The sequence below is a fragment of the Micromonospora sp. NPDC005215 genome, from assembly GCF_040607915.1.
Lineage (GTDB): Bacteria > Actinomycetota > Actinomycetes > Mycobacteriales > Micromonosporaceae > Micromonospora.
The window spans coordinates 35,287-47,252 of record NZ_JBEXHQ010000018.1; the positions used below are offsets into that span (position 1 = coordinate 35,287).

An 11,966-nucleotide genomic window follows, 5' to 3' on the forward strand; every position below is an offset into this window, starting at 1 on the left:
ACCGGCGGTGCTCGTGTCGACCCGTAGGGCCGCGGTGCTCGGCAAGCCGATCGCACACTCGCTCTCCCCGGTGATCCACAACGCCGGGTACGCCGCGGCCGGGTTGACCGGGTGGTCGTACACCCGGATCGAGTGCGCGGCCGCGGAGCTGCCGGATCTGGTCGCCGGCCTGGGGCCCGAGTGGGCCGGTCTGTCGGTGACCATGCCGGGCAAGGAGGCGGCGCTCGCCGTTGCCGACGCCGCCTCGCCGGTCGCCGTCGCCGTCGGTGCGGCAAACACGTTGGTACGCCGTCCCGACGGCTCCTGGTACGCGGACAACACCGACGTCGCCGGCATGGTGCGGGTGCTCACCGACGCCGGAGTGGTTGCCGGTGCAACAGTGACGGTGCTCGGCGCCGGTGGCACGGCCCGCGCCGCGCTGGCCGCCGCCGCGCGGTTGGCCTGCTCCTCGGTCACTGTGGTGGCCCGTCGGGCGGCGGCGGTCGACGAGCTACGGCCGGTGGCGGACGCGCTGGGTGTCGTGCTGATCCGCGCCGACTGGGCCGCCGCGCGCCACCACCTCGCTGCCGCTGACGTGGCTGTCTCCACAGTGCCGAAGGGGGTCGCCGACCCGTTGGCCGGCGCGCTGGCCTGGCGGCCGGGGGCGGTGTTCTTCGACGCGCTCTACGACCCGTGGCCCACGCCGCTGGCTGCCTCCGCCGTCGCGGCCGGCGTGCGGGTGGTGTCCGGTCTGGACCTGCTGCTGGCCCAGGCGGTGGGGCAGTTCGAGCAGTTCACCGGCGTGGCCGCGCCGCAGGCAGCGATGGCCGCCGCGTTGGCTGCGGCGCGAGCCAGCTGACAGTTGGACAAGTTCGTCAACTGTGGGATGCGGGTGCGGCCACCACGTCGAGTCCGACCCGACGGACAGTGTCGAGTATTACGGCCACCACACAGGCTTCCCTTGTCTTCCACCCAAATCGAACATATGTTCGGACGATGGCATTCACCGGGAGTCCGTACCCCCAACACGGGCCGGGATGGCTCGGCCAGGAACGCAGCCCAGGGCCTACGATCGTGCCTATGGAGACAGCGACCATCGAGCGGGCGTCCCTGGTCGCACTCCTTCGCCTGCCGCACACACGCTGGTCGGAGGCTGTTCTTGATATTCAGGAGACAGGCAGCGCCAAGGCGGTTCTCGACCGCGCGGTGGGCCACTCCGACACGCTCTTCCCGGATGCGGAGTCGACCACCGGGCTGATCAGCGCTGCCGCCGCCGAGATCGCCGGCTGGGGGGAGGGTGGAGTCGGTGTCCATGCCTTCTTCGACAGCACATACCCCACCCAGCTGCTCGGCATTCGGGAGGTGCCGCCGCTCCTGTTCAGCAGAGGTGATCTGCGGGTTCATGATCGAGCGGTGGCCGTCGTCGGCAGCCGTAGAGCCAGCAGCGAGGGTCTGCGGATCGCCCGGGCTGTCGCCACCACGCTTGCCAGCCGTGACGTGACTGTGGTGAGCGGACTCGCTGCCGGCATCGACACCGCCGCCCACTCGGCCGCACTGAAGGCCGGGGGGCGCACCGTTGCCGTCATCGGCACCGGCATTCGCCGGTACTACCCACCAGGCAACCAGCGCCTACAGGATCGCATCGCCCAGGTCGGGCTCGTAATTTCCCAGTTCTGGCCCGATGCGCCGCCCAACCGGCAGAGCTTCCCGATGCGCAACGCCGTCATGAGTGGGTACGCGGTCGCGACAGTCGTCGTGGAAGCGGGTGAAACCAGCGGAGCACGTATCCAGGCCCGGCTCGCTCTCCAGCACGGTCGTCCGGTCGTCCTCACGAGCCAGGTCATGCAGTGCGAGTGGGCCAAGGCGTTCGCCGTCAACCCGGGGGTCTATGTCGTCCACGGCACCGCGCAGCTGCTGGAAGCCGTCGACGACATCCTCAGCTACCATCCCATCGAGACCGGCCTGGAGAGCTTCCCTGACTTCGCCCTCCGCTGACCAGCGCTGGACCGTCATCAGCCGATATGTCGAAGTCCAGCGCGGCTACCTCCGCAACCCGCTGCCGGCGTACTCGTGGATCTGCCCTACCTGCCGGGGAGTGCGAAGCGAGGGCTACTCGCTCTGCCTGCGCTGCCAGTCCCACCTCGCCGGGTCCCACGGACGCCTCGCAGATCTCGTCGTACCGGTCTCTTACTCGCCACGTACCTGGCAGCACCATCACAACCTCCGGTCGTACAAGGGCGCAGCCCGGTCCGAACAGGCGCGGCGGAGCTTGCTCGCACTTCTGCTGCTCTTCCTGCGCGGCCATCTGCCCTGTGTGACGGCCCGCGTCGGGGCGTCACCAACGCATGTCATCACCGTTCCGAGCACCCGCAGTCGCGCTGGCGTGCATCCGCTGGCCGAGCTGGTAGGCGATCGGCTCGGTCTGCCCTGGATCGCCAGCGCGGTGAACCCGGATTACGGGCCGGACGACCATGACTTCCACGCCGACTGGTTCACGCCGTTCATCCGCACGTCCCGTACCCCGATCCATGCGCTGATCCTCGAGGACACCTGGACCACCGGCGCTCGGGCCCAGTCCCTGGCGCATGCGCTGAAGACCGCCGGGGCCACCACCGTCGCTGCGATCATCCTCGGGCGTCACGTGGATCCCAGCTACACCCCGGCCAAGCGGCTGCTGACCGCGATCGCCGACCCGGTCTTCGACATCGGTCGCTGCGCTGTGGAGGACTAGCGACACCGAAGCTTCCTCGATCTACTGAAAGTGGACCGGATCCCAGGCGGCCTTCTTTAGCTGACGGTTAAGACGCGCTTACGGGAAACTGTCCTTCCCGCGATGTGTGCTGGTCATGGATACGCTGCTCACCGTTACGGACGCAGACACAGGGAGTTTCCTTGACCAGGCACGGACTGCACCGCATCACCCGGTTCCGCTCCGCACCCCGGCGGAAGGCGATCGCCATCGGCGTGGTCGGCGGATCCGTGGTGGCCGGCATCGTGGCGACCATGATGCCGCTGCTGGCCAGCGACGACCTGTCGATCCGGGCGGCGGCCGACACCACAGCGACCGCGGTGTCGCAGGACGGCGACAACGCGGCCAAGGCGACGCTGGCCACCTGCGCGACGCGCTGCGACGGCAACCCGCGCGGTGGCCGCGAGGCGGTCATCGAGTTCGCGGTGACCACCGTGCCGGCCACCGCGGTCAACGTCCGGGCGACGCTGCGGGTGCACGCCTGGCAGCAGTTCGGCGCCACGGTGACGGCGCACGCCTCGCCGCTGAGCGCCCGCGAGGCGCGGCCGGCCCCGGCGCCGGCCGGTCCCGCGCTGGACAGCGTGACCGGTGTGTCAAAGGGCTTCAACGAGTGGGACATCTCCAAGCTGGTCACCGGCAACGGCACCTGGACGGTCGCCCTGGCCCAGAGCGGCCTGGAGAGCCGGATCTACTGGGCGTCGGTCGAGAACCGCAACCCGGACCTGCGTCCCAGCCTGGTGATCAGCTACGACATCGGCACCCGGCCGTCGCCGGTGACGACCACCCGGTCCGCACCGCCGCCGAGTGCGGCGCCGACCACCGCCGCGCCGAAGCCGTCGGCCACCATCGCGCCGAGCCGGACCGCGACACCGAGTCCGAGTGGCACCCTGCCGGACGGCCGGTGTGGGTCGGTGTCGGACAAGCTCGTCCCGTCCTGCGGCGCCTGGTGGGGCATGTACTCACCGGCCGGGGCGGGCGGAGGCTGGGACCACGGCAAGGCCGTCACCGACGTGGAGGCGCAGGTCGGGCGCAAGTTCGACATCGTGCACCGCTACCACGACTTCTCCAACGCCGGCAGCAACGGCGCCTTCCCGGACGTGTACGAACTGCAGCAGATGCGCGAAGGCCGGTTGATGTTCTTCGCCTGGGAGTCCCGTGACTTCTCCGCCGGCACCACCCTGAAGTGGTCGGAGATCTACAGTGGCCGGCAGGACGCGACAATCGACGCGGTCGCGGGCCGCATCCGCGCGGCTGGGGTGCCGGTGTTCATGGGCTTCGACCACGAGCCGGAGGACGAGCCGGCCAAGGGCGGCGACGCCGACTTCGTCCGCGCCTGGCGCTACGTCTACGAGCGTTTCGCCAAGGCCGGCGCGACAAACGCGGTCTGGGTCTGGACGATGATGGGCTGGTCCGGGCACTACTCCCGGTACGCCGGCCTGTACCCCGGTGACCGTTACGTCGACTGGGTGGCCTACGACCCGTACAACTTCCACGTCTGCAACGGCAGCACGGTGTGGAAGAGCCCGAGCACAACGGTGGGCGGCTTCTACGACTGGTTGGACGCCAGCGGCATCGGCGCCGGTAAGCCCCGGATGCTCGCCGAGTTCGGCACCAACTTCAACTCCGCCGACCTGGGTGCCAAGCAGCGCTGGTTCCAGGATTTCCCGGCGGCCCTGAAAGCGCACCCGAAGATCAAGGCCGCCATCTACTTCAACTCGCCGGGCATGACCAGCCGTACGGCGACCTGCGACATGACGATGAACCACGACGCGGCGGCAGTGGCCGGCTTCGCGAAGGCCGGGCAGGATCCGTACCTGCGGCAGCCCACCGGGGGGAGCCGCTGACGACCGTTTCAGCCCACTGACAGGACGCCGCGCACCGGAGGTCGGACATCCGACCATCCGGCGTTCTGTCGGCTAGCAGATTCATGCACCGCCCAATCGGCGGATTTCGTTGACCAAGCTGGACGAGGCACGCTACCCCGGGTTCTCATCCACCTTGGAGGCGCAGCGTGCCTAAACTCTCGCACTTGTGGCGTTTCGCAGGACAACGTCGGATCAGAGCGGGGACGGTCGCGTTCGCGATCCTCGCCGCGGTTCTCGGCGTACCCACCACCGCGTCGGCCGCGGTGGTGCCGGTCCCGGAGACGGCGACCCTGGTGTCGGCCAACCCCGCCGACGTGACGCCGCATGCGCGAGACGGTGAGACCCGTGCCTTCGCGCAGGTGGGCAACACGGTCTTCGTCGGCGGCAGCTTCACCCAGCTCCGGCAGACCGCCGGCTCCGCATGGGTCACCCAGCGCTACCTCTTCGCGTACGACCGGCTCACCGGCACCATGTCCACCACCTTCCTGCCGGTGCTCGACGGCGCGGTCAACACGCTCGTCGCCGGTCCCGGCGGCACGCTGATCGTCGGCGGCACCTTCAAGAACGTCAACGGGGTCTCCCGGAAGAACCTGGTCGCGCTCGACCCGGCCACCGGCGCGATCATCGACAGCTGGGTCGGGCGCTCCGACGGCGGCGCGATCCGTGACCTGGCGCTGCACGGCAACTGGCTGTACGTGGCCGGCGCGTTCAACTGGCTCAACGGCACCGCACACGTCGGTCTCGGCCGGCTCAACGCGACCACCGGCGCGATCGACCCGAGCTTCGTCGTCGACGCCACAGTGGGACGGCACGGCACCACGTCGTACGTCTGGACGCTCGACGTCGCACCGGATGGCGACACGCTCGTCGTCGGCGGCAACTTCACGCTCGTCAACGGCCTGGCGCGCAACCAGATCGCGCTTGTGGACGTCTCCGCGACGCCCACGCTGCTCGACTGGAGCACCGAGAAGTACACCTCGCCCTGCGCGTCGCCGACGACCTTCGTGCACTACGTGCAGGACGTGAAGTTCGGCGAGGACGGCAGCTGGTTCGTCGTCGGCAGCAACGGTGGCGGCGGCTGGCCGACCGCGTACTGCGACGTCCTGGTCCGCTTCGAGACCGCCGCGCGGGGCAGCGGCCTGGTCGCCACCTGGGCCGACTTCACCGGCAACGACACCATCACCTCGGTCGAGGTGGCGGACAACGTGATCTACCTGGGCGGGCACTTCCGCTGGATGAACAACCCGAACGCCAGCGACAACGCCGGTCCGGGCGCTGTCGACCGGCTCGGCATCGCCGCCGTCACCCCGGCCACCGGGATGCCGGTGAACTGGAATCCGCGCCGCAGCGGCAGCGCCTCGATGCCCTCGGGCACCAGCAGTTGGGGTTCGGCGGTGCCGGTGCTCTGGCGCGGCTCGGACGGCCTCTACTTCGGGCACAACTCCGACGGCATGGGCGAGGAGTACCACGGCCGGCTCGGTATGTTCCCGCTCGCCGGCGGGCGCACCTTCACGCCGAAGAACCCGCCCTCGGCCACCACCGGCAACCTCTACCTGAACACCGGCCCGGGCACTGTGGCGAAGGTGCCGTTCGACGGCGCCACGCTGGGCGCCGCGACCACTGTCAGCCAGCCCGCCTACACGGCGGCCGGCGCGACGTGGCGGGTGGACGACCGGATCTACTGGTCGCACACGGTGGCCGGCACGCCCACCGGCAGCCGGATCGACGTCTCGCTCTTCAACGGCGGCGCGATCGGCTCGTCGTGGGAGGCGTCCGGCTACAACGACTGGTACAACCCGGCGGTGCTGACCGGCGCCTTCTTCCTCGACGGTCGGCTCTACTACACCCGCACCGGGGCCAACAATCTCTACTACCGCTACTTCGAGATTGACGGCAACTATCTCGGCGCCACCGAGTTCGCCCTGCCGACCACGGGCGTGACCTGGTCCGCGGTGCGTGGCATGGCCTGGGTGGGCGGTCGGATCGTCTACGGTGGCACCGACGGCGCCCTGCGCAGTGCGCCGTTCGACCCGACGGCCGCGTCGAGCATGGCGGTCGATGGCACCACGGCGACCGTCATCAGCACGGCAACGCCCGAGTTGTCCTGGTCCACCCCGTCGACGTTCTTCTCCGTCCAGTAATGGTCAACCGTTCGTAACGGAGCGTCGGTAGATTGTTCACGTTGGGTCGGTGGCGGGCATCACCGCCGCCGGCCCCGTGACGTGGGGAGGTTCGTTGCTCGGCGCCGCTGGCATCCACAAGAGACGCGCGGTGCGTCTGATCTTCGCGGTCAAACGCCTGTGGTACCGGCTCCGCTACCGGCGGTTGACGCTCGGCCGGGACGTGGAGATCCGTGGCCGGATCCGGCTGCGCCGCGGCGTGCGGGTGACCATCGGTGACCGCACCCGGATCAACAAGCTGGTCCGCTTCGCGGGCCCCGGTGAGGTACGCGTCGGCGCCGACTGTCTGCTCAACGCCACCTGGATCGGCACCTGGACGTCGGTCACCGTGGGGGACCGGTGCCTCCTGTCGGATTGTGAACTGCTCGACAACGACTTCCACAACCTGCCGCCCGCGCAACGGCACGCACCGCCCGGCCCGGCCACCCGTGCCCCGATCGTCCTTGAGGACAACGTGTGGGTCGGCGCACACGCCCTGGTGTTGAAGGGCGTCCGGGTCGGCCGGGACAGCGTCGTGGGCGCGGCGGCGGTGGTCCGCACGGACGTCCCACCCGGCGTCGTGGTCGTCGGCAATCCTCAACAGACGGTGAAGAAGTTCCATGACTGATGCGACTTCCGGCTCCTGGACCACGAACGGCCCGTCCTCCGCGACCCCCGGCGCGGTGACACTGACCGACCTGCTGCGGGTGCCGATGCACCGGTTACGCCTGGTGGGCGCGGCAGCCCTGGTCGGCCTGCTCGCCGCGCTCGGTTACGTGCTGCTGGTGCCGGCGGCGCTGACCGCGAACGCCGTGGTGGCGGTCCGGCCGGTGGTGACCGACGCGTTCACCCCCAGCGGCGCGGGCGCCGACCGGGCGGTCAACATGAACGTGGAGAGCGGCATCGCCACCGGCACCGAGGTGGTGCAGCGGCTCGCCAACGCGGCCGGCGGAGACCCGCGTGACATCCGCGGCGCGCTCGAGGTCGAGGTGCCCACCGGTGGGCAGATCCTGCGCTTCTCCTACCAGGCGCGCGAGGCGCAGCGGGCGGTGCAGGGGGCCAACCTGGCCGCACAGACCTACCTGGACGTCCGACGCACCATGTACGAGCAGCAGCGTGCCGAGATGCTGCGCTCCTACGACGTCAGCATCACCAAGGTCGCCGCCCAGCAGGCCGCGCTGCAGAAGCGGGCCAGCGCCACCAAGGACCCCGCCGCCGGCAACGCGGTGGTCGCCGAGTTGGCCGGGATCAACAACCAGCTCACCCAGCTCAACTCCGCGCGCACCGAGATCGCCGCGGTCGACGTCAACCCCGGCTGGGTGACCCAGGCCGCCGAGAAGTCGCTTGTCGCCTCCGCCGGGCACCGGCCGCTCTACCTGGTCGCCGGCCTGCTCGGTGGCGCGCTGATCGGCATCGTGCTCGCCTACGCCTGGGAGTCGACCGACCGGAGGGTCCGCTCGGTCGCCGACGGCCGGGACGCCACCGGCCTGCCGCTGCTCGGCACCGTGCGCCGGCCGGCGTTCCGGGGCAGCCCCCGGGCGGTCGACGCCGACGTCCGGTACGTGGCGATGGCGGTTGCCGAGCGGGTCCGTCAGCCCGCCCGGGTGGCGCTGGTCAGCGCCCGGGAGGACGCTACCGCGCTCACCGCCGGGCTGGCGGTGGCGCTCGCCGCCGACGGTCGCGACGTCTTCGTCGCCGACGACAGCGGGCGCACCGAACGGCTGCGCGCCACGGTGCTCGCCGACCGGGGACGGCTGCCCATCGATCCGTCCCGGCCGCTGGTGCCCAAGCCCCGCCCGGCCGGCAGCCCTCCGGCCGCCGCTGCCGGAGAAGCCGCGGCCCCCCGCCGTCCCTCCCCGCATCCGGCCGCCGCCCGCCCGTCCACCGACGCGGACGCCACGTTGACGCTTCCCCGGGTGTCGTCCGCCCGCCCGGAGAACGGTCGGGTCGTCGACCCGGACGAGGTGAGCGTCGGTGTGGGCAGCGTCCGGTTCGGCACCTGGCGACAGGGCGCGGACCACGGCCTGGTGCTGTTCAACGCCCCGCCCGCGGAGTCCGACGAGCGCGGCGTCGCCGTCGCCCGGCAGGGCAGCGCGGTGGTGGTCGTGGAGCGGGACCGCACCCGGCAGAGCGACCTGCGACGCCTGGTGGAGCGGCTGCGCGCCGCCGGGGTCACCCCACTGGGCTTCGTGCTGACCCGCAACGGCCGGGCCTGAGCGTGTCGGTCACCCGCGCCCCGGCGACCGACCCGCCGTCCGGAGGCGCTCCCGCCAGCGTCGCCCCGGCGCCGCCGCCGCTGCCGCCCCGGCTGCCGCTCTGGCCCCTGTCGCTGATGTTCGGCCTGGTGCCGCTCTGGTGGCTGTTCGGTGCGTTCTACCTCGGCTGGCCGCTGCTGGGTGCGTTGCTGTTCGTGTTGCTGCTCACCCGGGGCCGGGTGCCACTGCCGCCGGCGGCCGGGATCTGGCTGCTGTTTCTCGCCATCGTGGTGGTCAGCGCCACCCAGTTGGCGTCGCCCGCCTCGCTGCTGACGTTCGCCCTGCGCCTGGCGTTCTACCTGACCGCGCTCGTGGTCGGTGTCTACGTCTACGTCGCCGCCCGGGAACGCGCGAGCCTGGTGGCGGTGCTCAACCCGCTCTGCGCGTTCTGGTTCGGGCTGGTGGCGCTCGGCTGGCTCGGGGTGCTGGTGCCCCGGCTGGCCATGACCACCCCGATGGAGGTGCTGCTGCCCGCCGGGGTGGCCCGCACCCCGTTCATCCAGGACATGGTGCACCTGACCACCGCGGAATACAGCGCCCGGTCACTCAACCCGATCTACCGGCCGGCCGCGCCGTTCGCGTACACAAACAACTACGGCAGCGCGTACGCCATGACGTTGCCCTGTGTGGTGGCCTTCGCGATGCTGCGCCGGCGGGGGGTCCTGCGCTGGGCGCTCCTCGCGTCGTTCCCGCTGTCGCTCGCTCCGGCGTTCCTCACTCTCAACCGGGCGATGTTCCTCAGCCTCGGCGCCGGGCTGGCGGTGCTCGGGGTGCGGGCCAGCCTGCGCGGCAACGTCCGGGTGGCCGCGTCCATCGTGGGGGTGGTGGTGATCGGCGCGTTGGCCACGCTGTTCATTCCGATCACCGAACTCATCAGCAACCGGGTCGATTCCAGTGACACCAACACCGACCGGCTGTCGCTCTACAGCGAGGTGATCCGCCGGGTGCAGGAGTCACCGTGGTTGGGCTACGGCGCGCCGGTGAACGTCGACACCGTGTCGGCGGACGCGCCGATCGGCACCCAGGGGCAGCTCTGGATGGTGCTGTTCAGTCACGGCGTACCAGCGCTCGTCTGTTTCCTCGCCTGGTTCGTCGCCGCCGCGGTGATCTGCGCGCGGGCGACCTCGGCGGCCGGGCAGTGGCTGTCGGTGGTGCCGGTGGTCTGCCTGGTGCAGGTGCCGTTCTACGGCATGGCGAACCAGAACCTGGCTGTCGCGTTCTTCGCTGTCGGCTTCGCGATGGCGCTTACCGAACGGGAACGGTGGACCGGGCCGACCCGGGCGGCCGGGTGGTCGCAGCCCGCCGCGCCGGGCGCGGCGGTGCCGGCATGACCGCCGCGACCCGACCGCCGACCGGCCCGGAGCGCCCGACACCGGTGCCCGCCGGTGCGGACCAGCGGGCCGCCGTCGCGGACGCGGGCTCGACCGAGACCCGACGCAGCGCGCGCAGCGGGGTGGCCGGGCTGCTCGGCGCGGCCACCAGCGGCCTGTTCGGCTTCGTGCTGGCCGTGGTGATCACCCGGGGGTACGGCACGGCCGGCGCGGGCGCGTTCTTCGCGGCGATCGGGGTGGTCACAGTGGCCACCGCGATCTGCACGCTCGGCGCGGAGACCGGCCTGATGTGGTCGCTGCCCCGGCGCAGTGCCGGTGTTCGGGGAGACGCGGCCCGGGTGCTCCCGGTGGCGCTGATCCCGCCGCTGCTGGCCGGGCTCCTGGTCGCCGGCGTCGGCGTGCTGGCCGCCGACGCGCTCGCCCCTCGGCTGCTGCGTGGCTCCGGCGCGAGCGGCCACGCGCTGCTCACTGTCACGTTCGCCGCGGTGCCGGTGGTGGTCGCGATGACTCTCCTGCTGGCCGCGTTGCGCTGCGTGCGGTCCATCCGGGCGTACGTCGGGGTGCAGTTCCTGCTGCTGCCGGTTGCCCGGCCGGTGCTGGTCGGCACCGCCGCGCTGGCCGGCGGGGGCCTGGTCGCCGGCATGACCGGCTGGTTGGTGCCGGCGGCGGTGGCGCTGCTGGTCTGCCTGACCCTCGTGGCCGGCCCGCTCGGGCTGGGCCGGGGCGCGGCGCTGCGACCCAACCGCGGCGACTGGTCGACATTCTGGCGCTTCGCGCTGCCCCGGGCCGCGTCGGCGGCCATCGACGCGGGCAGCATGTGGGTGGGTGTGCTGCTCACCTCCGTGCTGGCCGGGCCGACGGACGCCGGCGTGTTCGGCGCGGTCGGCCGGTACGTGCTGGCCGGCCAGCTCGCCATGCAGGGGTTGCGGGTGGCGGTGTCACCGCAGTTGTCCCGGCTGCTCGGGCGCGGCGAGCGGGCCGCGGCGGCGGCCGTGCACCGGCAGTTGACCATCTGGGGGCTGGTGCTGTCCTGGCCGGTGTACCTGCTGCTGGCGGTCTTCGCGTTGGCCTTCCTACAGCTGTTCGGGCCGGAGTTCACCACCGGTGTGCCGGCGATGACAGTGCTCGCGCTGGCGATGCTCGTCAACACCGGGGTGGGCAACGTGCAGAGCCTGCTGCTGATGGGTGGGCGCAGCGGGCTGCATCTGGTGGCCACCGTGGCCGGGTTGACGGTGACCGTCTCGCTGGGCCTCTGGCTGATCCCCGGGCACGGCGCCACGGGAGCGGCGGTGGCGTGGGCCGCCGGCATCGCCACCGAGAACCTCACCGCCGCCGGGTTCGCCCGGTCGGTGGTCCGGGAGCCGCTGTTCGACAGCGCGACGGTGCGTGCCGCGGCGGCCACGGCGACAGCGGTGGGTCTGGCGGCCGGCGTCGGTGTGTTGGTGGGCGGGCGTGGCCTGCCCGGCCTGGCGGTGGCGCTGGGTGTGCTGCTGGCCGGCTGCGTCGGCATGTTGACGTTGCCCCGGGTGCGCGCCGGTGTCCGGGAGACCATGAGGCAGGTCCGGGGACGGGAGAACGCGGCCGCGGCCGCCGACCCCGGCCCGGTATCGACGAGAGGCAGGTGAGGT

At 71.6% G+C, this 11,966-nt stretch carries 9 protein-coding genes; all 9 read left to right on the plus strand.

The genetic code is table 11. The features are described from left to right. Positions 1 to 7: 7 nt before the first annotated feature. Positions 8 to 838 (plus strand): shikimate dehydrogenase, encoded by an 831-nt coding sequence (locus tag ABZU25_RS15810; protein WP_355030051.1) that lies wholly within the window; start codon positions 8 to 10, stop codon positions 836 to 838. Positions 839 to 1,059: 221 nt separating this feature from the next. After that, positions 1,060 to 1,974, plus strand: a complete 915-nt coding sequence (locus tag ABZU25_RS15815; RefSeq protein ID WP_355030052.1) for a DNA-processing protein DprA — start codon at positions 1,060 to 1,062, stop codon at positions 1,972 to 1,974. Positions 1,975 to 2,248: 274 nt separating this feature from the next. Then, positions 2,249 to 2,710 carry a hypothetical protein gene (locus ABZU25_RS15820; protein WP_355030053.1) on the plus strand — a complete coding sequence of 154 codons (462 nt, stop codon included), beginning with the start codon at positions 2,249 to 2,251 and terminating at the stop codon, positions 2,708 to 2,710. Between the two features lie 161 nt (positions 2,711 to 2,871). Continuing rightward, positions 2,872 to 4,572, plus strand: coding sequence for a glycosyl hydrolase (locus ABZU25_RS15825; protein ID WP_355030054.1), 1,701 nt, complete (start codon positions 2,872 to 2,874; stop codon positions 4,570 to 4,572). A 212-nt stretch (positions 4,573 to 4,784) separates the two neighbouring features. Next, positions 4,785 to 6,734 carry a hypothetical protein gene (locus tag ABZU25_RS15830; protein WP_355030124.1) on the plus strand — a complete coding sequence of 650 codons (1,950 nt, stop codon included), beginning with the start codon at positions 4,785 to 4,787 and terminating at the stop codon, positions 6,732 to 6,734. A gap of 139 nt (positions 6,735 to 6,873) precedes the next feature. Next, positions 6,874 to 7,380: a DapH/DapD/GlmU-related protein gene (locus tag ABZU25_RS15835; RefSeq protein ID WP_355030125.1), complete on the plus strand. Its 507-nt coding sequence runs from the start codon at positions 6,874 to 6,876 to the stop codon at positions 7,378 to 7,380. Beyond that, the gene (locus tag ABZU25_RS15840; RefSeq protein ID WP_355030055.1) at positions 7,373 to 8,968 is read left to right on the plus strand and encodes a lipopolysaccharide biosynthesis protein; all 1,596 of its coding nucleotides are present in this window, start codon (positions 7,373 to 7,375) and stop codon (positions 8,966 to 8,968) included. Before ABZU25_RS15835 ends, ABZU25_RS15840 begins: the two co-directional genes overlap by 8 nt. Before the next feature lie 2 nt (positions 8,969 to 8,970). Continuing rightward, positions 8,971 to 10,338, plus strand: a complete 1,368-nt coding sequence (locus tag ABZU25_RS15845; protein ID WP_355030056.1) for an O-antigen ligase family protein — start codon at positions 8,971 to 8,973, stop codon at positions 10,336 to 10,338. Next, the gene (locus ABZU25_RS15850) at positions 10,335 to 11,963 is read left to right on the plus strand and encodes a lipopolysaccharide biosynthesis protein (protein WP_355030057.1); all 1,629 of its coding nucleotides are present in this window, start codon (positions 10,335 to 10,337) and stop codon (positions 11,961 to 11,963) included. The genes ABZU25_RS15845 and ABZU25_RS15850 overlap by 4 nt, the downstream gene beginning before the upstream one ends. Positions 11,964 to 11,966 lie beyond the last annotated feature (3 nt).